The following is a 22,780-nucleotide window of genomic DNA, read 5'->3' as shown; positions in this document are numbered from 1 at the left end:
GTCGTCCCTCACCGCTCCCCGGCCGTCAGGACGGAGTAGGTCACCAGCCCGTAGGCGAGGTGCGGAACGGCGTCCGAGGCCCAGTCCCCGGCCGACCAGCTCCGCGGGTCGCTGACCCCCAGCCCCGCCATGGGCAGGTCGGTGGCGGCCAGGGCGAGGGCTCCGGTGACCACGCCGCCCAGCCACCACGGCATACGGGCGCCCGCACGGCGCAGGAGGGCGACGGCCACTCCGGTGCCGCAGCCCACGGCGATGCCGGACAGCGCCCCGAGTCCGGTGAGCCGGTTGCCGCGGCTGTCGCCCGCACCGGGCACCGGACGGCCCGCCGCCCGGGCGAGCTTGTCCACGACCTGAGCGGGAGCCCCGCTGGAGGCCCTGCCCCGCCACGCCATGTCGGCGTAGGTCACGGCGTTCAGCACGGTCGTTCCGGCGGCGCCCGCGACGCCACCTCGTACGAGGTTCCGCATCATGATCATGCCCGACTGGATTCCCGCCGACCGTCCTGTCCGAAACATGACGGAATGCGGCGAGGATTCCAGGCGGTGCGTGGACGCGGCGGGGCAGGCGCTCAGGTGCCGTCCACGAGAAACGCGGCGCCCGCGAGGAGCCCCACGAAGACGAGGATCGCGAGCAGGCAGACGATCAGTACGGCCCACCCGGTCAGGATCGCCGTCAAGGAGAGCCCCCGCCCGACGCCGTCCAGCCGACGGCCCCGGAAGCGGCCGACGTGCCCGGCCGGAATGGCGATCAGCGCGCACACCATGGCCATGCCGACGAAGACGCCGGGGTTGAGCCAGGCGATGCCGGTGGCGAAGTTCGCGAGGGAGGCGACACCGCCCAGCGCGAAGAACCCGCTGACCCTGGCTGCCCGGTTCGTGGGAAGCCGCGCCCTCGCGGGCCCTCCGGCTCTCGGCCGTGCCTCGTCCGTCCCGCTCATGCCTGCCCCCGTGCCGTACGCGAACTGTGTGTCCTCGGCACGGGATCGTACCGCGTCGCCGCGGACGGCCTCGCCGGGTGTGCGCCGGGCGGGCGGGGGCGGGAAGCGGCAGGTCACGGACGTCGGCGGGGGATCTGCCCGCCCGGGCCGGGCCACGCATGACGCCCGCCGTCCCGGGCACCTGATCCACTCAGGCCCCGCGGGGCGAGAAGAGCGGTGAGAGGAGCGTCATGACGGAGAACCACCGGCAGGGACGTGCGAACGACCAGGCTTCCGGCGCCCGGTCCGGTACTCGTGGGGAAGCGGTGCCGAAGACCGCCGCCGAGGAGGTCCTCAAGGAGTTCGAAGAGGCGGAGACAGGGGAGAAGGGCCCCGGCAGGCCGCACCGGCACGCGGGGGAGAGCGGTGACGCGCTCTCGCCCAACCCCCGCGCACAGGAGTCCGCGCGAGGGGAGTGAAACGGGCGCCGCCCGCCCTCACCCTCCACCTCGTTCCCTCGGCCGTCGCCGCTCCCGCGGCGCGGCCGGGTCCGGGGCAGACCCCCTGCCTTCCCGGTGACCGCCGGGCGCGTTCACACGGCCGCAACACCCGCTCCCAGTATGCGGACAACTGTCTCGACAGACCGGTCCGGGCACTGCGAGGCTCTGCCCATGCTTCTCGTCAACCGCGCCCCGGTCACAGCCTTCTGCGCTGCCGTCGCTCTGTGCGCCGCACTTGTCGGTTGCTCTCCCCAACCGGAGGGGAAAGCCCCCTCGGGCAAAGGGGATGCGACCGGGACGTGCGCACCGGGAAAGCTCGCGACCGAGGTACCGGGGAAGCTGACCGTCGGTACCGACAAGCCCGCGTACGCGCCCTGGTTCGTCGACGACAAGCCGTCCAGCGGCAAGGGGTTCGAGTCGGCGGTGGCGTACGCCGTGGCGAAACGGCTCGGCTACGGCCGTGACGCGGTGGTCTGGCAGAACGTGCCGTTCAACAGTTCGTTCGCGCCCGGCGCCAAGAAGTTCGACTTCGACATCAACCAGGTCTCCATCAGCGAGGAACGCGAGAAGGCCGTCGCCTTCTCCTCCGGCTACTACGACGTCCGCCAGGCCGTCATCGCCCTGAAATCGTCCAAGGCCGCCCGGGCGAAGAGCGTCGCCGACCTCAAGGACGTGAAGCTGGGCGCCCAAGTGGGTACCACGAGCCTCGACTTCATCAACGACCTGGTGAAACCGGAGCAGCGGCCCGCCGTCTACCAGAAGAACGACTTCGCCAAGTCCGCCCTGAAGAACGGCCAGGTGGACGCCATCGTGGTGGATCTGCCCACCGCCTTCTACATCACCGGGGCCGAGGTGCCCGAGGCGAAGGTCGTCGGTCAGTTCCCGGACTCCGGAGCGAAACCGGAGCAGTTCGGGCTCGTCCTCGACCGGGAGAGCGGGCTCACCTCCTGCGTGAGCGAGGCGGTGGACGCCCTGCGCGAGGACGGCACGCTCGCCGGCCTGGAGAAGAAGTGGCTCTCCGAAGCCGTCGACGCACCGGTGCTCAGATGACACCGCAAACACCACAGCCACCGCCAACACCGCAGATGCCACGGACATCGCAGATTCCGCACAAGGTGCTCGCCGACGAGGAGGACGCCTACGTCCCCTCGCAGCGCCGCATCGCGCGCGAACGGCACCGGCGGTCCCGTACCCGGCGCGCGACGGCGGTCGCCGCGATCAGCACCCTCGTGACCGCTGCCGTGCTGTATCTCCTGATCACCAACTCGCCCGGCTGGGACCGCGCCAGGGAGACCTTCTTCAGCGCCCACTACGCGCGCGTGGCCCTCCCGCGCGTCCTGGAGGGGCTGTGGCTCAACCTGCGGATGCTCGCGGTGTGCGGCGCGGCCGTCCTCGTGATCGGCCTCCTGCTGGCCGTGGTCCGCACCCTGCGCGGTCCGGTGTTCTTCCCGGTGCGGGCGCTGGCCACCGCGTACACCGACTTCTTCCGCGGACTGCCGCTCATCATCTGCCTGTTGATGGTGGTGTTCGGAGTGCCCGCGCTGCGGCTCCAGGGCGTGACCACCGACCCGGTCCTCCTGGGCGGCGCCGCCCTCGTACTGACCTACTCGGCGTACGTCGCGGAGGTCTTTCGCGCGGGCATCGAGTCCGTGCACCCCTCGCAGCGCGCCGCGGCCCGCTCCCTCGGGCTCAGCAGCGGCCAGACGCTGCGCTTCGTCGTACTGCCCCAGGCGGTCCGCCGCGTGGTGCCGCCGCTCCTCAACGACCTCGTGTCGCTCCAGAAGGACACCGGGCTCGTGTCGATCGCCGGTGCCGTCGACGCCGTCTACGCGGCCCAGATCATCGCCGGCAAGGACTTCAACTACACCCCGTACGTCGTCGCCGGACTGGTCTTCGTCGCACTGACCATCCCGATGACACGGCTCACCGACTGGGTGACGGCCCGCATGGACCGGCGGCGGGCCCAGGGAGGGATCGTATGAGCGAGCCGGAGTCGGCCCCCGTGCTGCGGATGGAGGCGGTCCGCAAGTCCTTCGGCCGCTCGCTGGTCCTGCGGGGGGTCGACCTGGACGTCGCCCCGCACACCGTGACCGCCCTGATCGGCGCCTCGGGATCGGGGAAGTCCACCCTGCTGCGCTGCGCCAACCTCCTGGAGGAGGTGGACGACGGTGCCATCTGGCTCGACGGCGAGGAGATCACCGATCCGCGAGCCGACCCGGACGCGGTACGCCGCCGGATCGGCGTGGTGTTCCAGGCGTACAACCTCTTCCCGCACCTGACCGTCCTGCAGAACATCACGCTGGCCCCGCGACGCGTCCACGGGCTCTCCCGGCAGGAGGCCGCCGAACGCGCCCACGCCCTGCTGGAACGGCTCGGGCTCGCCGCCAAGGCCGACGAGTACCCGGACCGGCTCAGCGGCGGACAGCAGCAGCGGGCGGCGATCGTGCGGGCCCTGGCGGTACGGCCCCGGCTGCTGCTCCTGGACGAGATCACCGCAGCCCTGGACCCGGAACTGGTCGGCGAGGTGCTCGGCCTGGTCCGCGAGGTGAAGGACGAGGGCATGACCATGGTCATCGCCACCCACGAGATGGCCTTCGCACGGGAGGTCGCCGACCAGGTCTGCTTCCTGGACGCCGGAGTGGTGCTGGAACGCGGTACCCCCGAGGAGGTCTTCGGCAGTCCCCGGGAGGAGCGCACCCAGAAGTTCCTGCGCCGGATCGTCGAGGCCGGGCGGCTGTAGGCGGCCGACACCACTGCGGGCGTGGCGACCGTATGAACACCTCGCAACAGCACAGGGCTTGTGCGTGCGCCTGTGATGTGATTCCGGGCATGGACACCACCGGCCGGACACGAGGGATGCTCCTCGTCGTCCCCTTCCGGGCCGGGCGCCGGGCGGACCGCCTCGGCCATACCTGTCGCTGACGCCCGCGACCCCCGACGCACCCCCCCCACCACCACGGCTTCACGGACACAGGTGAGCATGCAGCGAGAAGAAGGCCGTGCGGGCCGCCGCGCGCTCGTGGTGTGCCTGGCGGCCGGTGGCACCACTCTCGTCGACCAGTCGGTCCTCAACATCGCCCTGCCGTCGCTGCGTGACGCGCTGACAGCGGGGCCCTCCAGCATCCAGTGGATCGTGTCCGGTTACTCACTGGCCTTCGGCCTCGCCTGGTACCCGGCGGCAGCCTCGGCGACGTACGCGGACGCAAGGGCCTGTTCCTGCTGGGACTCTCCGCCTTCCTGGCCGCCGCACTGGTGGCGGCCACCGCGGCTGCCCCGGGCACCGTGATCGCCGCCCGCCTGGTGCAGGGCGCCGGCGCGGGACTCGTCAACTCGCAGGTCATCGGCTTCCTCCAGGACGTCTTCACCGGTGAGGAACGGTCCCGGGCGCTCGGCCGGTACGCGGTCGTCGGCGGTCTCGCGGCGGGGCTCGGACCAGCTCTCGGCGGGGCGCTCGTCGCCGGATTCGGTCCCGGTTCGGGCTGGCGGCTGTGCCTGTTACTGAGCGCCCCGTGCGCCGTCGTCACCCTGTTCCTCGCCTCCCGCCGGCTGCCCCCACCGCGCCGCACCGCCCGGCACAGCGGTCTCGACGTGGGCGGCCTCCTGCTGGCCGGAGCGCTCACGCTGACGCTGATGCTGCCGTTCATCACCACCCCGGACACTCTCGGCGGCGCCGCACTGTGGGCGCTGGCGGCGGGTGTCTCGGGCACCGCCCTGTACGTGCGGCAGCGCCGGCGCGCCCGGGCGAAACGGCAGCCCCTGCTGCATCCCGCCCTGGCGGCCTCGAAGCCGTACCTCCTCGGGACCGCCGTCGCGATGGCGCAGTTCGGCTCCTCGATGGCCGCCTCGCTCGTGCTGACCGTGTTTCTCCAGGCAGGGCTGGGCCTGCCCGCCCTGGCCACCGCCGCGGTGACGCTGCCCTCGGCGCTCGCCATGGGCCTGTCGTCGGCGGTGGCCTGGCGTGTGGTGCGCCGTATCGGTCCGCGCGCGGTGAGCGTGGGCCTCGCCCTGGGCGTCTGCGCGCTCGTGGCGAGCGCCGCGGTGGCCCTCACCGTGCCCGTCGCGGCGCTTCCCGCGGCGCTCGCCGCGGCCCAGGTGGCGGTGGGCGCCGCCTCGGGGCTCACCGTCTCGCCCAACCAGGCCCAGGTGCTCCAGCACGCCCCCGCCGAGGCGGCCGGACTGGCCGGCGGAGTGCTGCAGATGGCCCAGCGCATCGCCGCCGCCGTCTGCCTCAGCGCCGTGTCAGGGGTCTACCTCCGTGGGGCCGCACACGAGGACGGGACCCCACGGGCCGCGTTCGCCCTGTCCACGGCCGTCTGCGTGGGCCTGCTCCTGATCGGCCTCGCCCTGTCCGCGCTGCGCCGCGCCACCGTCCACCAACGCCCCGCCGCGCCCGCGGGTGCGCCCGCCCCCGTCCCCGAGGAGACCGCGTGACCACGACACCCACCACCCACCACCCACCAGGCCACCGTCCACTGGGTGACCGAGGGCGCGTCTGGCCTGCCCGGCCCGCGCTGCCCCTCGGGCGGGGTGGCAGGAGCGGCGGTCACGGAACCGAGCCGCAGCGTTGCGCCCGCGTGAACGCGCGTGAACATCGGCGGTCGGCCCGGCGGCCACCGGTGTCGCGCGCGAGGACGATCGGCGCGTGCGCGTGGTGCGCTCTCGCACGTCAGGACCGCCTCGCGGGGGAGAGCTGCGCGGGACGGCGTTCGCGGGGGCCGGTCCCGGCGGTCCGGCGCGGCGTTGTTCGGCTGGGTCCGGGCGATTAACGTGCACAGCGATCACCGTGTCCGCAGCCCGTCCCGGGCCGCCGACCGACCAGGTGGCTGTGAGGTGACAGTCGTGCAGGCACGATCCTCCGCCCGACGCGACGGCCGCGAGCCGTGCCGCGGCGGGTCCTGCGAGTTCCTGCGCGTCGTCCGGCGCCACGTCGACCTGCTCCGGGTGAGCAGCGCGCTGTGTCCGGGGCCCGCCCCGCGCCGCTGAGTCACCCCTCCCGCTCGCCCCGTTCCGGCACACCGCGCCCCAGGGACGTCACCGCACCGCGGCTCCGTGACGACCACCGGGGTCGCGACCGCGCCGACCGCCGGGGCCGGCCGGGGGAGCCCCGCGCGGACCTGTGCCGGACACCCGACCCACCCACGCCCCACAGCCCACTTCGCGACTGGAGAGCATATCCATGACCGACCGCGACGCCCCGCCTCCCGGCCTCCATCTCACCCTCGAAGCCGACGGCGACGGGGCCCACCCCGCCGCGTGGCGGCACTCGGGGCGTCCACCCCGCGCCGTCCTGTCACCCTCGGCGGTGCGGGACGTGGTCCGTACCGCCGAGGGTGCGGGCTTCAGCCTCGTCACCTTCGCCGACGCGCCTCGACCGGCCGGTGCGGGCCGAGGCGCCGCCGGACGCCTGGAGGCCGGGACCCGCGCCTCGTACGTCTCGACGCTGACCGACCGGATCGGACTCGCGCCCACCCTGCACGTCACCACCACGGAGCCCTTCCACCTCGCCACCCAGCTGGCGAGCCTGGACCACGCCTCGCACGGCAGGGCCGGCTGGGTGGTCGGCGCGGCGGCCGGCGTGGAGGACCTCGCCACCGTGGGGGAGGGGCCACTGACCGCCACGCAGGTGCTCCGGGAGGCCGCGGACGTCATCGACACCGCCCGCGCCCTGTGGGACTCCTGGGAGGACGACGCGGTGATCAGGGACACCGCGACCGGGCGGTTCCTGGACTCGGACCGGGTGCACCACATCGACTTCGAGGGTGCCGCCTTCGCCGTGAAGGGGCCTCTGATCACCCCGCGTCCGCCGCAGGGGCAGGTCGTCGTCCTCGCCCCGGACGGGCTGGACGCCGACTCGCGGGCCGACGTGGTCCTGGTCGCCCGGCCCGACCGCGCCCAGGTCGCCGCCCGCGCGGCCTCGGCACGCGTGGCGGGCACGCCGCTGGTGTTCGCCGAGGTGGAGGTGGTCCTCGACGCCGAGACCCCGGCCACGGACCGGCTCGCCGCACTCGACTCCGCCGCCCACTGGCCGGAGCGGGGCCGACTGCGTCACGTCGGTTCCCCCGAGGCCCTGGTGGAGCTGCTGCGCGAGCTGGCCGGAACGGTCGACGGAGTCAGGCTGCACCCGGCCGTGCTCGCCGTCGACCTGCCGGTCCTGACCGAGCGGGTCCTGCCGAGCCTGTCCGAGGCGGGGCTGCGGCGCCCGCCCCGTCCCGGCGACACACTGCGCGAGACCCTCGGCCTGCCCCGTCCCGCCAACCGATTCGCCGCCCCGGCGGCCACGCACGCCTGAGGTGAGTGTCATGACTGAGCAGAACCCGAGCCCGCGGCTGCACCTCGGCGTGTTCTACACCGGCGTCGGCCCCCAGCTCGTCTGGAGCGATCCGCAGGCGCCCTCGCACACGGCCGTCGAGACCTTCGTCGAGATCGCGCGGCTCCTCGAACGCGGTCTGTTCGACGCCTTCTTCCTCGGTGAGGGACTCCGGGTGCGGGAGAACCGCGGCAAGGTGTTCGACCTCGACGCGGCCGGCCGGCCCGACGCGATCACCCAGCTGTCCGCGCTCGCCGCGGCCACCGAGCGCATCGGCCTGGTGGCCACGCAGAACACCACCTACAACTACCCGGCCGACCTGGCCCGCCGGCTGGCGAGCCTGGACCTGCTGTCGGAGGGCCGGGCGGGCTGGAACATCGTCACCACCGACAACGCCTGGACGGGGGCCAACTTCCGCCACGGAGGCTGGCTGGAGCACGAACGCCGCTACGAACGCGCCGGACAGTTCGTCGAAGCGGCCAAGGCGCTCTGGGCGTCCTGGGACCCGGACGCCGTCGCCACCGACGGGCACGCCGCCCACTGGGCGCGCCCCGGTTCCGTCCGTCCGGTGGAACGGGACACCGACCTCGTGAAGCTGCGGGCGAGTGCCACCGTGCCGGGCAGCCGGCAGGGACGCCCGGTGCTGTTCCAGGCCGGAGACTCGGACGGCGGCAGGGAACTCGCCGCCCGCCACGCCGACGTGGTCTTCTCCGCCAACACCGAGTACGGCAAAGCCGTGGCCTACGCCGCCGACCTGCGCGACCGGCTGGCCCGCCACGGACGGTCACCCGACTCGTTGCGCATCCTCCCGGGCGCGAGCGTCGTCCTCGGCGACACCCCCGCCGAGGCACGGGAGAAGGCCCGGTGGGTGCGCGGCGAGCAGATCAACGGGCCGCGCGCCATCGCCTTCCTGGAGCAGTACTGGGGCACCGACCTGTCCGCCTACGATCCGGACGGCCCCCTGCCCGACATCGAGCCCAGCGAGGAGGAACTCGACCCCTCCCGGGGCACCATCCCGATCGAGCGCCGCAGCGGCAAACTGGCCCTCATCCAGAAGTGGCGCGACCTCGCCGACGAACGGGGCCTGTCCATACGCGAGTTGGCGCTGGAGGTGTCACCGGGCCACCCGTCCTTCGTGGGCACCCCCGCGAGCGTCGCGGACGAGTGGACCCGCTACGTCCGCACCCGTGCCGTCGACGGCTTCAACATCGTGCCGCACCTGCTCCCGGACTCCGTGGCGGACATCGTCGACAAGCTCGTCCCGGTACTCCAGGAGCGCGGCGTCTACCGCACCGAGTACGAGGGCACCACCCTGCGCGAACACCTCGACCTGCCCCCGCTGGGCTGAGCCGCGCGGGTCGTACCGGTCGCTCAGCCGACGGCGCGGAGCCGGAAGTGCAGATCGGCCCCGTCCGCGCGGGAGCGTGCGCTGCGCGGGAGCGTGCGCTGCGTGCGCGCGTCGTTCGGCGCCGTCCGGCGCGGTGGCCATGCGCACGCGGCCGATCTGGTCCGCCGGGGTCGGCGCGGGCACGAACAGGGGGACCAGCGCCGTTCCGCCCTCGGCGAGACTCGCACGGACACCGCGCAGCGCGGCGAGCGCCTCGTCGTCGGTGGGCAGCAGCGTGAAGGCCGGTCCGGCCAGGAAGACCGCCCGGTAGCGCCGGGACAGGTCCAGGGCCTCCATACGCTGGTGGAACACGGTGGCACTGACGCCCTGCTCGCGTGCCCGACGGCGCGACGCTCCAGCATCCGCCGAGGAGCCGGCACCGTCGACGTCAAGACCGCGCCGAAGCAGTCCGAGCAGCGGATCACCGTCTCCGCAACCCGACTCCAGTGCCGGGGTACCCGCCTGCCGCACAAAGGCCGCGTAGGGCTCGGGGCCCTGGGAGAAGGACTTCAGCGGACCGTAGAGTTCGGTGGCGATACCCGTGGAGAAGTCGGCTGCGTCCATGGGCGCGGCCCAAGGGCGAACCGCCGCACACTCACCTGGATATCGGGCGGGCGCCCGGACGAGCGGGACGCCGCCGTTCGGAACGCCCCGCCCCGCTGCGCGCCGCGCTCGGCGCGGTCACGCCTTCATGTTCGCCGGGTTGACGCCCCGTCATGCACGTGACGTCGCAGCGCGAGTACCCACGAGTGACCACTCTTCACAAGAACGGCGCAGGAAAGTTCCCCGCACCTCGACGGCGGGCGACCCGCATGTCCGGCCGGGGACTGCGGGGCCCCGGTGGTAGGCGTGTGGTGCGCGCCTTCCCCACCGAACGTCCCACCTGCGACCGAGGAGCCCGCGATGGCTGGCCACGACCGACGACAGGACCACCCCGAGAGCACCGAGGCCCCCCGCGCCCACTGGCTCTTCGGGGACCAGCTCGGCCCGCACTTCCTGCGCCCCGGACCGCGGGGACCCGGGCGCGGGGTACCGGTCGTGATGATCGAGTCGCGGGCGGTACTGCGCCGCCGCGTCTTCCACCGGGCCAAGGCCCACCTGCTGCTCTCGGCGATGCGGCACCGCGCCGCCGAACTGGGTGAGCGCGTGACCTACGTGCGGGCCGAGACGTACCGGGAGGGGCTGCGCGAGGCCGGCGCCGTCCCGCTCACCGTCCACCACCCCACGTCACGGGCCGCCCTGGAACTCGTACGGGGCCTGGACGGGGTGACCGTGCTGCCGCCCCGCGGATTCCTCGTGGACCACGAGGACTTCCGGGACTGGGCGGGGGAGCACGGGCGTGGCGCGGACGGTTCGGGGCTGCGGCAGGAGGACTTCTACCGCTGGGTGCGCACCCGCCACGACCTGCTCATGGAGGGCGAGCGGCCGGTGGGCGGCCGCTGGAACCTCGACCACGACAACCGTGAACCCCCGCCGCGCGGCGAGGAACACCTCGACGTGAAGGCCCCCTACCGGCCGCGCGAGGACGCCGTCGACGCGCAGGTGCGAGAGGACCTGGACCGCTGGGAGCGGGAGGGCACGGTGCGCTTCGTCGGCCGCGACGGCCCGCGCCGCTTCCCGGCCACCCGGCGCGAGGCGCGCGCCGCGCTGCGCCGCTTCCTCGCCGAACGGCTGCCCGCCTTCGGCCCCTACGAGGACGCGCTGCTCGCCCGCGACGGGGTGCTCGCCCACAGCCTGCTGTCCTCCTCGCTCAACCTGGGCCTGCTCGACCCGCTGGAGGTGGCCGAGGGCGCCGAGGCGGAGTACCGGGCGGGCCGGGCGCCGCTGAGCAGCGTCGAGGGCTTCGTACGGCAGGTGTGCGGCTGGCGCGAGTACGTGTGGCAGCTCTACTGGCACTTCGGCGAGGAGTACCGCAGCCGCAACGCCCTGGACCACCACGAACCACTGCCCGACTGGTGGCGGGACCTGGACGCGGACGCGGTGACCGCGCACTGCCTGCGTACCGTGCTGGAGCAGGTGCGCGACACGGGCTGGACCCACCACATCCCGCGCCTGATGGTGCTCGGCTCCTTCGCCCTGCAGCGCGGCTGGGACCCGGCACAGCTCACCGACTGGTTCCACCGCTGCTTCGTGGACGGCTACGACTGGGTCATGCTGCCGAACGTCGTCGGCATGTCCCAGTACGCGGACGGCGGCCGTATGACCTCCAAGCCGTACACCTCCGGCGGCGCCTACCTGCACCGCATGAGCGATCTGTGCGGGGGCTGCGCCTACCGGCCCGACGTGCGGACCGGACCGGACGCCTGCCCGTACACCGCTGGATACTGGGCCTTCCTGCACCGGCACCGGGACCTGCTCGCGCACAACCCCCGCACGGCGCGTCCCGTGCGGGGGCTGGAGCGGCTGAAGGACCTCGACGCGCTGCTCGACCAGGAGGCCGGGCGGGGGAGTGCTGCCCCCTGAACCCGGACTCCTGGGCTCCGTGCCCGGCCGGACGCGCCGGCCGGGCCTCGGCCTCGGGGCTAGAGGCGACCGCTGGGAACCGTGAAGCCCGGCTTCCCGGTGGGCAGCTGAACCGTGTACTGGCGCAGGTAGGTGTCCAGGTACGGGGAGCGGTCACCGGCGGTCCGGACGTCGTCGGCCGGATCGTCCAGGGCCAGCCTGATGCGCGCGTCCGTCACCTTGACGGTCTCACCGGAGGGGGTGTCGCGCCACGAACCCGTCTGGATGGAGCCGATCTCCACGGCCAGTACGTGCCCGGCCGCGAGTGTCCAGTCGGTCGACTTCAGGTCGACGCTCAGCCGGCCCGGGCGCAGCAGGGAGACCTGCTCGTCGAACATCGCGGCGGTCCCGTCCGGGGCGACGTCGTACAGCTTGAGCATGACATTGCCCGAGCCCTTGGCGTTCAGCGAGACCTGCGGGGTGCCGGTCACCCGGACCGCCTCGCGCACGGGCCGGGACCACACGAAGAAGCTCGACGTGACCGCACCGGCCGTCTGGCGCCTCGCGAGGCCCTTGGGCAGGTCCTTCGGGGCGGCCGGATCGATCGCGGGCGCGTGCTCCATGTCCCACTCGCCGGACGGCTGCGGGAGCGCCTTCGGCGCGGCCCCACCCGGCTTGCTCAGCGTCGCACGCCCCGAGGCGCCCCCGTCGTCCACGTACGTGCCGCCGCCCAGCGGCAGCGACACGGACCGCTCGACGACCGGCCACGTCTTCTGGGCGCGCCAGGCACCGGTGGAGTCCTCGACGGAGTAGGCCGGATAACGGACCGTAGGCTCGGCGCCCTTGAGGTACTGGTCGTAGAAGGAGAGCGTCTCCTGGTACCAGCCCTCGCGGCCCATGGACAGGCGTCCGTCACTCGTGCGGTCACCGCCGCGCACGTGCTCCCACTGGCCGAGCCACCCGCGCTCGGGGCCCTTGTGGTTGTCCAGGTACTCCTGCATCTCCTCGGGCTTGGTGTTGTTCTCGATGAAGCCCTGCGTGACGAACAGCGGGGTGTCCGTGCCCTTGGCCATCCTCGCCAGGTCGCGCGAGGTCCAGTGCTTGTCGCGCTGGTCGGATATCCGGTATCCGGCCGAGTTCTGCGTGAGGCACTCCGGGTGGCTCTCCTCCCACCGGGCGTTGGCCTGGTAGCGCGCGTCGTCGTCGCTCAGCGGCGCGAGCGTCGCGATGGAGTTGTACGCGTCCGCGGTGCCGGTCACGTTCGGGCGCGGCACCCCGTTGGAGTAGATGTACTGGTACATGTCCCACACGGGCTCCTGGGCCACGACGGCCTTGAGTGCGCGCTGGTCCAGGTCGTTGCCGATGAGCCCGGTGGCGGCGTCGTAGGACTTTCCGTACATGCCGACCGAGCCCGTGGACCAGGGCTGCTTCGCGGACCAGTCGATCGCCGCCCTGACGTCGGCCTGCTCGCCGGGGCCGCCCCAGTCCAGGCAGCCGGTGGAGCCGCCGAAGCCGCGCAGGTCCACCATGACGAAGGCGTAGCCCTGGTCGAACAGGTCGGTGCCCTCGATGAAGTCCTGGAAGCGGGAGGAGGGGCCGGTGTGCGTCCAGCCCTCGGGGTCGGTCTGTCCCGAGTGCCCGAAGTAGGGGCCGACCGACAGGATGACGGGCACCCGCTTGTTCGGGGTCTTCTCGGGCAGCAGGACGTCGGCGTGCAGTTCGGTGCCGGAACGGTCCGCGGAGGGAAAGTAGTGCTGGGTCCAGACCGCGCCCTCCGGGACCCGGTCGTTCTCCGCGTGGGTCACCGGAGTGGTCGCGGTCCCGACCGCGGCCGGCCGGGCCTGCGAGGCGGCGGCGGCCTGGGGCACCGGGCCCGGCCCGGCGGCGGCGGGGGCGGCGAGGGCACCGGTCAGGGCGAGGGTGGTGGCCAGTGCGGAGACGGCCCAGGCGGCCGCGCGACGTGCGTTCACATGCTTCTCCCGGAACGTTGGGGGCGGGCGGTGCAGGTGGTGTCGACGCCGGAGAAGTCTATGATCGGCTTGCCAACGCCACAACGCCCCCGTATTGCACGCCGGTTACGGGATGAAGCAACACAATGGCTTTCGCATTCAGGGCAGTTGGGAGAAAATGCTTCCCTTTGCGCCTTATTCGGGTGAGGCCGGACAGGGCGAAGGCCGCCCTCTGTGAAGCGAGTTCGCGAGGACGGCGGAGTGAAGGGTGCAGGGCCGGTGGCCCCCGTCACGTAGGCCGGACTCCCCGGGCCGCAGCCCGGGGAGTCCGGCCCTGTTCACCCCGGAGGGCGAAGGCGGCTCAACTCGCCGCGTAGCACTGGTACACGACGCCACTGCGGAAGCTCTTCGCGTCCACGAGCCGCAGCCGCGGGATCACCGTGCCCTCGGGGAACAACCGGCGCCCACGCCCCTGTACCGCCGGGTAGACGAACAGCCGGTACTCGTCCACGAGTTGGGCGGCGATCAGGGTGTGCGTCAGCGTGATGCTCCCCGTGACGACGATGTCGTCGCCCTCCCCGGCCTTCAGCGCGGCCACCGCCTCCACCGGGTCCGGGCCGAGGATCCGGGAGTTCTCCCAGCCGGGCTCGGTGAGCGTGGTGGACACGACGTACTTCTGGACGCGGTCGAGGTAGGCGGTGATCCCGGTGGTGTCGTCGGTCTGCCGGGGCCAGTAGCCCCGGAAGTCCTCGAAGGTGCGCCGCCCCAGGACGAGGGCGTCCGCCCGCTCGTCCTGGCGCCGGCTCTCCGCCATGAGATCGTCCATGGAGACGTCGCCCTGCGCGCCCGGGTCGAACCACTCCGTGAGCATCTCGATCGAGCCGTCGACAGTGATGTTCTGGGTGATGGCCAGCGTGCGCATGGCGCCGCTCCTGTCCCTCGGTCGGCTGATGTCCCGCTGTCGTCCCCGGCCCGCCTGTTCCGTGCGGTCGCGCGGCCCCCGCTCCATTGTCGCGGAACCCCACGGACCCGCCACCGCTCGGACCCGGGCGGCGCACACGGGGGCGGGCCCACCGGCCTGGTGCCGGTGGGCCCGCCCCGTCCTCGCGTCGTCCTCCCTCGTCCCCCGGACTCGTCCCCCGAAGGGGCGTCCGTCAGCCCTGCCCGGGCTGCGAGGGGGTCAACGGCGGCGGTGCGTCCGCCGCCTCGGTGCCCCACGTCGAGGGTGCGCCGCCGACCGTGAAGTCGAGCCGGTGACCGGCGCGCAGATCGTCCGTGGTCAGGTAGGTGCGCGCCTGCGCCTTGCCGTCCAGCCGCACCGACTGCGTGTACCGCTGATCGGCCGAGGTGCCCGGAGCGGAGACCGTGAAGCGGCCGGCCGGGTAGTAGCGGCGGTCCAGCGTCAGATCGACCCGGTCGAACACCGGTGTCGACAGGCCCCACGTGTCGGTGCCCGGCTGCACGGGGTACACGCCGATCGCGGAGAGCACCATCCAGGCCGACATCGTGCCGAGGTCGTCGTTGCCCGTCATCCCCGTCGGGGCGTCGGTGAACAGGGTCAGCGCGGCGTGCACGACGTCCGTGGTCTTCCACGGCTGCCCCGTCGACAGGTAGGTGTACGGGGCGATCAGGTCCGGCTCGTTCTGCGGGTTGTACTTGTCCGCGTTGTAGTAGTCGTACGGGCCGTTGACCCACACCTCACGGGCCGTCTTCGCCGGGTCGGCCACCAACTGGTCGTAGGCGAAGAAGGAGTCCAGCCGCTGCCGCGCGGCGTCCTGGCCGCCGATCAGGCCGATCACCCCGGGCAGGTCCTGCGGCACCATCCACTGGTACTGCCACGCCGTGCCCTCGTGGAAGCCCTCGCTCTGCGCCGGGTCGGCCGGGCCGGTGAAGGCGCCCTGCGCGTCGCGCGCCCGGAAGAACCCGGTCGAGGGATCGAAGACCTTCCGGTAGTTCTGGGCGCGTTCGGCGTAGCGCCGCGCGTCCGCGTCGTGCCCGAGGTCCTTCGCCATCCGGCTCAGCACACCGTCGGAAAGGGCGTACTCCAGCGTCGCGGAACCGCCGTGGTCGAAGTCCGAGTCGCCGGGCTTGGCGTGCGGGCGGTCCTTGATGTACGGCGCGTAACCATCCTTCAGATACTGCTCGTTGGCCTCGCGGCCGACCGCGGGCGAATCCTTCGGCGGCACCCCGTCCGCGTTCTTCTTCAGCGCCCGGTACGCCTCCTCCTCGTGGCCCTTGAGCAGCCCCTGCTGGTAGGCGTTGGTCAGGAAGGGGGTGACCGGGTCACCCGTCATGATGTTCGTCTCGACCGTGCCGTAGCCCCACTTGGGCAGCCAGCCGCTCTCCTTGTCCACCCGCAGCACGGACAGCGCCATGTCCCGGGACTCGCGCGGTGCGAGCAGCGACAGCAACTGCGCCTGGGTGCGGTAGGTGTCCCACAGCGACCAGTTCTGGTAGTACGTGAAGCCGTCCGCCCGGTGCTTCTTCTGGTCCCAGCCGGTGTAGCGGCCGTCCACGTCGCTGCCGATGTTCGGGGCGAGGAAGGACCGGTAGAGCGAGGAGTAGAAGGTGCGGCGCAGCGTCGCGTCGCCGCCCTGCGCGGCCACGAGGCCCAGCCGCTTCTCCCACGTCGCGTCCGCCGCCCGGCGGGCCTGGTCGAAGGTGCCCCGGCCCTCGGCGGCCAGGTTGCGGGCGGCCCCGGCCGCGTCGACGTAACTGAGGGCCGTCGTCGCCTCGACCGTACGGTCCTCGCGCGTGTCGAACCGGACGTAGGCGCCGTTGCCGGCCTCCTTCGCGGTCGAGGAGGACGAGCCCGCCGTCACCTTGCCGTCGGACCAGGTGCCGTGCGAGGTGAAGGGGCGGTCGAAACGGGTGATCGTGTAGACCGTGTAGGGCACGGTGTCCTGGCAGAAGCCCCGGCCCGTGACGGCGGTGCGGACCGTGCGGGAGTCCAGCACCTCGACCTTCGTCGAGACGGTCCGGTGCAGGGACTGGCCCGCGTTCAGCAGGACGTTGGCCTTGTCCGTCGCCGGGAAGGTGTAGCGCTGCTTGCCGGTCCGCTCGGTCGCGGTGGCCTCCGCCTGCACGCCGTACGTCTTCAGGCCCACCCGGTAGTACCCGGGATGCGCCTCCTCGTCGTCGTGGCTGTACGCGGAGGCGTACTTGGCGTCGTCGGTCTCGGTGACGTCCCCGGTGGTGGGAAGCACCGGGAGGTCACCGCCGAGCCCGCAGCCCACACCCGAGATGTGCGTGAGGCTCAGTCCCCGGATGTGGTCCTGCTGGTAGTCGTACCCGGTGGTGTGGCCGGTGTCCGGGGAGAGCTGCACCATCCCGAAGGGCAGCGCCGCCCCCGGGTAGGTGTTCCCCTCGTTCTCACTGCCGATGAAGGGGTTGACGAGGTCGGTGAGGTGCTCCCGTGCCGCACCGTGTCCGGCGGCGGCCTGTGCGGAGGGCGCGAGCAGCACACCTCCCACGAGCGTGCCGGCGAGCAGCGCACCGGCTGCTCGCCGTCGGGATCGATGAGTCCATGACATGTCGGGGCACGACCTCCAGCCGCTGAGACAACGTTGTCAAGCGGCGCCCATTCTTCGCAGCGGCCGGTGCAGCGTCAAGAGGCCGGGCACATCGGCGGGTTGCGCCCCCGTCCCAGCTCCCCGGGCGCCGTCCCTCCCACCCCACCGAGGGCCCCCGCCCCCACCACCGGGCGCCCGGCCGCGTCACCCGAGCCCCGGTCGGCTCCCCGGGCGCCGGGACATGCCGCACGGCGCCCGCGGCGGGCCGCGTGCCGGGCCGCACCTCCGCGGGCCGACCTGGACGGACGCACGCGGTGCCGCACCACGCGTGGTTTCCCCGGGCGCGGGGCAGTCATGGCGCATGGCCTTGGACGAGCAGTCGGAGCACCTGCCCGAGTACGGCGTGACGGCGGAGTTCTACGACCTTCTCCAGGCGGAACGCGACCTGCGCCGCGTCACCCGCCTCTACCGGGACCTCGTGAAGGAGGCGAAGGCCGCCGTGCTGGACGTCGGCGCGGGCACCGGCGTCGTCACCGCGATACTGCTGCGCCGCACCGGCGTACTCGTGCACGCCGTGGAACCGGCCCTGCCGATGCGTACCGCCCTGCTGTCCCGGCTCTCCGCGATGGGCGCCGACCAGCGGGCCCGCGTGACGGTCCACGCCTGCGACCTGCAGAGCAGCGGACTGCGGGAGGCCGCGGACGCCGCCGTGTGCCACAACCTGGTGGCCGGCCTCGAACCCGCCGGACGCAGGGCGCTGTGGCCCGCGCTGCACCGGGCCCTGCGGCCCGGGGCCCTGCTCGCCGTCGAGACACCCCCCTGCGTCGTCCCCGCCGCCGCCCGCACCTCCTCGCTGCCCCGGGTGCGGCTGGGACAGGACGTGTACGGTGCGCGGGTCGTCACCACTCCTGACCGCGGACGGATCAGCGCCCGCTTCGAATACCACGTGCACCGCGACGGACGGGAGATCCGCAGACATGCCGAGACCTTCACCCTGTGGCCCCTCACGGCCGGGGAACTGGGCCGCGAGATCGAGGCGGCCGGCTTCGCGACGGAGTCCGTGCACGAGGAGGTCCTGCTCGCTCGCCGAGTGGAGCGGACCGGTGACTGAGCGGGCTTCCTTGCCTCAACAGTTGCCGCCGGGCGAGGGACGCCAGAGGATGGGGCAACATCACTCGGCCGAGTTCAGGTTCCCCAAAGGGCGAGGGATCGGAGTGCCATGCCGAAGTATTTTGTGAACTCCACGGACCACCTCACGCAGGAGGCACTGACCGGTTTCGCCCGGGCCCACCCGGAGACGGTCGTCTGGCATGAGGACGAGGGTTACCTGAGCGCCGTCGAGCGCGCGCCGGGACGGCGGACCGGACTGGTCTCCGGCGGCGGTTCGGGGCACGAACCGCTCCACGTCGGATTCGTCGGACGCGGGATGCTGGACGCCGCGTGTCCGGGCCAGATATTCGCCTCCCCGCACAACCGGCAGATCTTCGCCGCCTCCCGCGCGGTGGCCGGGCCCGAGGGGGTCCTGCACCTCGTGAAGAACTACACCGGCGACAAGATCAACTTCGGGATCGCCGCCGAACGGCTCGCGCGCGAGGGCATCCGCTGCGCCCGTGTGCTGATCGACGACGACCTCGCCACCGAGTCCGAGGAGGTCGCGGTCGGCCGCCGCGGCACCGGGGCCACCGTGCTGGTCGAGAAGATCCTCGGCGCGGCGGCGGACACCGGCATGGGTCTTGACGAACTGGCCGCCCTCGGCGAGGACCTCGTCGGCCGCAGCCGCAGCCTGGCGGTGGCCGGGGCCGCGCACACCACCCCGGAGACCGGTCTGCCCGCCTTCGAGCTGGAGCGGAGCGATCTGGAGTACGGGGTCGGCATCCACGGTGAGCGGGCCCGTTCCACGGTCGCGCAGCCCCCCGTGAAGGAACTGGTCGCGGGCATGTCCCGGTCGCTGCTCGAGTCCCTCGGTGTGGGGGCGGGCGACTCGGTCATCGTCCTGGTCAACGGACTGGGAGCGGTCACCTCCCTGGAGCTGTACACCGTGTACGCGGAGGTCACCGACGTGCTGGCGGAGGCCGGGGTGCACGCCGACCGGTCCCTGGTGGGCGACTACGTCACGGCGCTCGACATGCGCGGATTCTCCCTGACTTTCCTCAGAAGCGATCCGCGGACCGTCGGCCACTTCGACGCGCCGGCGCGCACAGCCGCCTGGTGAAACGGCCCCATCGGCAGGGAGGCAGACCGACATGTCCATGGACGACGCATTCTCGGAACGCTGGCTGCGGCAGTTCGCGGCCTCCGTCGCGGCCACCCGCGAGGAACTGACCGCTCTCGACCAGGAAGTGGGCGACGGGGACTTCGGCAACAACCTCAGCTCCGGGCTCACCCGGACCGTGCGCTCCCTGGACGACGGGGAGCCGGGGCCCGCCGAGGGGGCGGCCGCCCACGTCGTGGCCTCGGCACGTCCCCTGCGGTACGCGGCGGACGCCTTCCTGGACCACGTGGGCGGCACGAGCGGGCCCCTGTTCGGCCTGCTCTTCCAGGAACTCGCCTTCGCGCTCAGCGAGTCCGAGGACGCCCGCAGCGCCGCCGCGCTCGCCGAGGGCACCACTCAAGGCCTGCGCGCCATACAACGGGTGGGAGAGGCCGAGCCCGGGGACAAGACGCTCGTGGACGCCCTGGCCCCGGCCGCCGAGGCCCTGGAGGAGGCGGCCCGTGCCGACACGGAGGCCTCGGCGGCGTTGGCGAGCGCCGCCGAGGCGGCCTGGCGAGGAGTGCGGGACACCACGAGGCTGCGCTCCCGCCGGGGCCGTGCCAGCTACGTGGGGGAACGTTCCACCAACGTGCCCGACCCCGGCGCGGTCGGCATAGCCGTGTTCTTCGCCTCGGCGGGCGGCGTGGTCGAGGCGGTCGCCCCGTTCCTCACCGAGACCGAGCGGGCCTCCGGCACCGGCTGAGCGCCGTTACCGTGTCGCCCGCGTCCGCCCGCCCGCCGATACCGCCCCGGAGGGTGGGCGGAGTGGCGGGGTCCTGCCCCGGCGGGCCGCACCGCGGCCCGGTCATTGCGGGGAGCGTCGCGGAATGCGCTCGCTCGCCCAGCTGAAGATGTCGGGCTCGTCCAGCGCCTCGACCCACAGGTCGACGAGGGAGGCCACCTGTTCGCCGGGCCAGGGGCCGACGCCCATGACCCGCAGACCCGCCCGGGCCGCCGCCTCGACGCCGACCGCCGAGTCCTCCACCGCGAGTGCGGACTCGGGAGCCGCCCCGCACGCCTTCGCGGCGGTGAGATAGACGTCCGGGTGCGGCTTGGGCCTGATGCCCTCCCCGGGCACCACGATGTGGTCGAAGTGCTCGCGCAGCCCCGTGTTGGACAGGCAGGCCTCCACGACCTCCCGGGGGCAGTTGCTCGCTACCGCGAGCGGGGCGAACTTCACTGCCGTGGTGACCAGTTCGGGGGCGCCCGGCATGGTTTTGGGGTGGTCGGCGACGAGCTTCTTGAAGTGTTCCAGAAGCCTGTTCGCCAGGGTGTCGGACAGTTCGGGGCGACCCGCTTCCTCGGCCATGAGCCGGCCGCACTGGGTGTAGTGGACGCCGAGGCTGCGCTCCGCGAAACCCGGGGCGGGCACGAGGTCGTAGTCCTGCAGCGTCAGGGTCCTGGCGTCCTGCCAGCTCTTCTCGGTATCCATCAGGGTTCCGTCGCAGTCAAAAACGATGGCGGCGGGGGTCCAACTCAACAGATGTGCGCGCATCGGCTTCTTTCCGTTCTGGGCACGCCACGCAATCGGAATGCGGCCGCGACGGCCGGCGCAATGGCCTGGGTCCCGGCGCTCATGAGTCCCCCGCGCCAACGGGGGAATGCTCGGTGCACTCCGAAAAATAACGAGCATTACGTTACGGACGGTCGCGAGAACGCGTCAATCATTCACGGAACGCTATGATCATCGGTTTATTCGTATTCCAAGGCGCCGAACGTGGTCAGGTTCTCCCCCTGGACAATGTGAAAGGCGCAGGTCCGGTGATGGATCGCGACGTGGACGGCCGCCTGTGGCCGGAACTCCGTGAAGCGCGCCGCTTTCATCCGAACGGCCCTGGGTCGCACCAGCGTGCCCCTGCTCGCGTACGCGGCCGCCTGGCGCGCCGCCTCCAGCAGGACGACGCCCGGCACGTGGTCCGAGGGGTGGTCGAAGAAGAACGGGTGGCGTACGTCGAAGGGGGCCACGCGCATGGTCCCGCCGTCCTCGGCGAGGACCACGTCCCGGTCGTGGGTGACGCCCAGCAGCCGACGGGGCGGGCGGCGCAGGCCGGGGTCGGGCTGCGAGGGCGGCAGGTCGGCGTTGCTGCGGCGCATCGCCACGTACGTCCTGGCGGGCAGGAAGTGCACGAGCCCGCCGCCTCTGGCGAAGGGTCCCGCCGCGGCGGAGAGGGTCACGTCCAGGCGCAGGCCGCTGAGGGTCCCGTCGTTCCGGAAGCGCAGGTGGGTGGCGAGGACGTCGCAGGTCACCTCCGTGCACGCGGCGGCGGCCCGCGGCTCGGCCGCCGGATCGGCGCGGAAGTGGACGTCGGCGATCACGAGCCGGGAGTCCGCGGGCACCCCGAAATGGCGCAAGGGGATGTAGATGCCCAGCTGGCGCAAGGTCTCCATGATGAGCAGCGGGTGGTGCAGGTCGCTGCCGTCGAGCGGAAAGGTCGGGTGGGACCTCGGCCAGGCGGCGGCCGCCGCGTACCTGTTCTCGGCCCGGGCCACGACGTCGGTGATCAGTACTTCGGCGGCCGAGGACCGGTGTACCCATTCGCGCGGAACCGTACGCGACCAGCTCAACGGACACATCATAGGAGAACTCTCGATAGAACTGATTTTCCTATCGCAGAATGCACTCTTGTTGGGGAATGGGCGCGCGTGCGTGCTCCGAACGGGCTAGTCGCTGACTATATTTACGGCGGCAGAAACCGAACGGCAATCGGGGCGAAATGCAGGTTAGGGCTGAGGGAACGCGCACCATACTTCTGGAGGCGGCGGCGGGCCTGTTCGACGAACGCGGGTTCGTGGGTACGAGTATCAGCGACATCGCCAAGCGTTCAGGGCGTACCAGTGGTGCGATCTATTTCCACTACGCGAGCAAGGAGAAACTGGCCAGAGCGGTCATCGACGCGCAGTTCAACACCTGGCCGCGGCTGGTCGCCCGGCGCCGGGCCTCCGCACGGCCCGCCCTGGAGCGCATGGTGGCCCTGAGCTACGACGTGGCGCGCGCCTTCCGCGACGACGTGGTGGTCAGGGCCGCCGCGCGACTGTGGACCGAGCGCAAGTGCATCGCGCTGTCCCTTCCGGTGCCGTTCGTCGGCTGGATCGAGGAGGTGTCGGCCCTCCTTTCGGAGGCGCGCGAGGAGGGGGACCTCGGGCCGGGGGTCGTGCCCGACACCGCGGCCGCCGGCCTCGTCGGCGCGTTCTACGGTCTGCACACGATCTCGGAGGCGCTCGACGGCCGCCGCAGGATCGAGGAACGCCTCGACGAACTGTGGCTGTTGCTGCTCGCCGGCCTCCAGTCCGTGCCCGACCCGGCGGGTCTCCTCGGCCGGGTCTACGGGCATCTGGGCCCCGACGGTTCCGCCGCCGCCCCGCGCACCGGCCCCGGACGAGCGGCGGGCACGGCGCGCTGAGCGGGAACGCTGACGTGGGTGTGCCCCCCCCCCGGCGGGGGGGGGGGGGCGCCCCCGCGGGGGGGCGGGGCGGGGGCGGCGCGCGCCCGCGCGGGGGGGGTGGGTGGGTTGGGGC

The 22,780-nt window shown here is 72.6% G+C and carries 20 protein-coding genes and 1 pseudogene; 13 read left to right on the top strand and 8 right to left on the bottom strand.

Annotation, left to right across the window (positions count from 1 at the left end):
• Positions 1-8: 8 nt before the first annotated feature.
• On the bottom strand, positions 9-470 hold the full coding sequence (locus AB0J21_RS00105) for a hypothetical protein (RefSeq protein WP_363144060.1): 462 nt from the start codon (positions 468-470) through the stop codon (positions 9-11).
• Positions 471-568: 98 nt separating this feature from the next.
• Complete coding sequence (locus AB0J21_RS00100; protein WP_363143442.1) at positions 569-937, bottom strand: hypothetical protein; 369 nt, start codon at positions 935-937, stop codon at positions 569-571.
• Positions 938-1,167: 230 nt separating this feature from the next.
• Between AB0J21_RS00100 and AB0J21_RS00095 the strand changes: the two genes are divergently transcribed.
• The 8 genes from AB0J21_RS00095 (at position 1,168) to AB0J21_RS00060 (ending at position 9,071) form a co-directional block, all read left to right on the top strand.
• Positions 1,168-1,395, top strand: a complete 228-nt coding sequence (locus AB0J21_RS00095) for a hypothetical protein (RefSeq protein WP_363143441.1) — start codon at positions 1,168-1,170, stop codon at positions 1,393-1,395.
• Between the two features lie 192 nt (positions 1,396-1,587).
• A complete protein-coding gene (locus tag AB0J21_RS00090) occupies positions 1,588-2,466 on the top strand; it encodes an ABC transporter substrate-binding protein (RefSeq protein ID WP_363143440.1) in 879 nt (292 codons plus the stop codon).
• 35 nt (positions 2,467-2,501) lie between these two features.
• On the top strand, positions 2,502-3,398 hold the full coding sequence (locus AB0J21_RS00085; RefSeq protein ID WP_363143439.1) for an amino acid ABC transporter permease: 897 nt from the start codon (positions 2,502-2,504) through the stop codon (positions 3,396-3,398).
• On the top strand, positions 3,395-4,156 hold the full coding sequence (locus tag AB0J21_RS00080; RefSeq protein WP_363143438.1) for an amino acid ABC transporter ATP-binding protein: 762 nt from the start codon (positions 3,395-3,397) through the stop codon (positions 4,154-4,156). The genes AB0J21_RS00085 and AB0J21_RS00080 overlap by 4 nt, the downstream gene beginning before the upstream one ends.
• A gap of 240 nt (positions 4,157-4,396) precedes the next feature.
• Complete coding sequence (locus AB0J21_RS00075; protein ID WP_363144100.1) at positions 4,397-4,702, top strand: hypothetical protein; 306 nt, start codon at positions 4,397-4,399, stop codon at positions 4,700-4,702.
• Complete coding sequence (locus tag AB0J21_RS00070) at positions 4,627-5,847, top strand: MFS transporter (RefSeq protein ID WP_363144059.1); 1,221 nt, start codon at positions 4,627-4,629, stop codon at positions 5,845-5,847. The genes AB0J21_RS00075 and AB0J21_RS00070 overlap by 76 nt, the downstream gene beginning before the upstream one ends.
• Before the next feature lie 745 nt (positions 5,848-6,592).
• Positions 6,593-7,705: an LLM class flavin-dependent oxidoreductase gene (locus tag AB0J21_RS00065; RefSeq protein WP_363143437.1), complete on the top strand. Its 1,113-nt coding sequence runs from the start codon at positions 6,593-6,595 to the stop codon at positions 7,703-7,705.
• 10 nt (positions 7,706-7,715) lie between these two features.
• A complete protein-coding gene (locus AB0J21_RS00060) occupies positions 7,716-9,071 on the top strand; it encodes an NtaA/DmoA family FMN-dependent monooxygenase (RefSeq protein ID WP_363143436.1) in 1,356 nt (451 codons plus the stop codon).
• 216 nt (positions 9,072-9,287) lie between these two features.
• On the opposite strand, the pseudogene AB0J21_RS00055 reads toward AB0J21_RS00060, so the two are convergent.
• Positions 9,288-9,674 (bottom strand): annotated as a pseudogene (locus tag AB0J21_RS00055) (methyltransferase domain-containing protein); the annotation flags it as partial.
• Positions 9,675-10,013: 339 nt separating this feature from the next.
• On the opposite strand from AB0J21_RS00055, the gene AB0J21_RS00050 reads away from it, so the two are divergent.
• Positions 10,014-11,573 carry a cryptochrome/photolyase family protein gene (locus AB0J21_RS00050; protein WP_363143435.1) on the top strand — a complete coding sequence of 520 codons (1,560 nt, stop codon included), beginning with the start codon at positions 10,014-10,016 and terminating at the stop codon, positions 11,571-11,573.
• 59 nt (positions 11,574-11,632) lie between these two features.
• On the opposite strand, the gene AB0J21_RS00045 is transcribed toward AB0J21_RS00050, so the two are convergent.
• The 3 genes from AB0J21_RS00045 to AB0J21_RS00035 form a co-directional block, all read right to left on the bottom strand.
• Positions 11,633-13,522 carry a CocE/NonD family hydrolase gene (locus AB0J21_RS00045; RefSeq protein ID WP_363143434.1) on the bottom strand — a complete coding sequence of 630 codons (1,890 nt, stop codon included), beginning with the start codon at positions 13,520-13,522 and terminating at the stop codon, positions 11,633-11,635.
• A gap of 340 nt (positions 13,523-13,862) precedes the next feature.
• A complete protein-coding gene (locus AB0J21_RS00040) occupies positions 13,863-14,423 on the bottom strand; it encodes a dihydrofolate reductase family protein (protein WP_363143433.1) in 561 nt (186 codons plus the stop codon).
• Between the two features lie 232 nt (positions 14,424-14,655).
• The gene (locus AB0J21_RS00035; protein ID WP_363143432.1) at positions 14,656-17,034 is read right to left on the bottom strand and encodes a GH92 family glycosyl hydrolase; all 2,379 of its coding nucleotides are present in this window, start codon (positions 17,032-17,034) and stop codon (positions 14,656-14,658) included.
• A 340-nt stretch (positions 17,035-17,374) separates the two neighbouring features.
• On the opposite strand from AB0J21_RS00035, the gene AB0J21_RS00030 reads away from it, so the two are divergent.
• The 3 genes from AB0J21_RS00030 (at position 17,375) to dhaL (ending at position 19,967) form a co-directional block, all read left to right on the top strand.
• The gene (locus tag AB0J21_RS00030) at positions 17,375-18,124 is read left to right on the top strand and encodes a class I SAM-dependent methyltransferase (protein WP_363143431.1); all 750 of its coding nucleotides are present in this window, start codon (positions 17,375-17,377) and stop codon (positions 18,122-18,124) included.
• A 108-nt stretch (positions 18,125-18,232) separates the two neighbouring features.
• Positions 18,233-19,225, top strand: a complete 993-nt coding sequence (locus tag AB0J21_RS00025) for a dihydroxyacetone kinase subunit DhaK (RefSeq protein ID WP_363143430.1) — start codon at positions 18,233-18,235, stop codon at positions 19,223-19,225.
• Between the two features lie 31 nt (positions 19,226-19,256).
• Complete coding sequence (gene dhaL / locus AB0J21_RS00020; protein ID WP_363143429.1) at positions 19,257-19,967, top strand: dihydroxyacetone kinase subunit DhaL; 711 nt, start codon at positions 19,257-19,259, stop codon at positions 19,965-19,967.
• 102 nt (positions 19,968-20,069) lie between these two features.
• Here the strand turns inward: dhaL and AB0J21_RS00015 are convergent, their stop codons facing one another.
• Both AB0J21_RS00015 and AB0J21_RS00010 read right to left on the bottom strand, forming a co-directional pair.
• A complete protein-coding gene (locus tag AB0J21_RS00015; RefSeq protein ID WP_363143428.1) occupies positions 20,070-20,759 on the bottom strand; it encodes an HAD family phosphatase in 690 nt (229 codons plus the stop codon).
• A gap of 197 nt (positions 20,760-20,956) precedes the next feature.
• Complete coding sequence (locus tag AB0J21_RS00010) at positions 20,957-21,838, bottom strand: ScbA/BarX family gamma-butyrolactone biosynthesis protein (RefSeq protein ID WP_363144058.1); 882 nt, start codon at positions 21,836-21,838, stop codon at positions 20,957-20,959.
• A gap of 140 nt (positions 21,839-21,978) precedes the next feature.
• On the opposite strand from AB0J21_RS00010, the gene AB0J21_RS00005 reads away from it, so the two are divergent.
• Positions 21,979-22,665, top strand: a complete 687-nt coding sequence (locus AB0J21_RS00005; RefSeq protein ID WP_363143427.1) for a ScbR family autoregulator-binding transcription factor — start codon at positions 21,979-21,981, stop codon at positions 22,663-22,665.
• The last annotated feature ends 115 nt before the right edge of the window (positions 22,666-22,780 follow it).

Source organism: Streptomyces sp. NPDC049954 (assembly GCF_040656295.1).
GTDB lineage: Bacteria > Actinomycetota > Actinomycetes > Streptomycetales > Streptomycetaceae > Streptomyces.
This window is presented reverse-complemented; position numbering and strand designations above follow the sequence as displayed.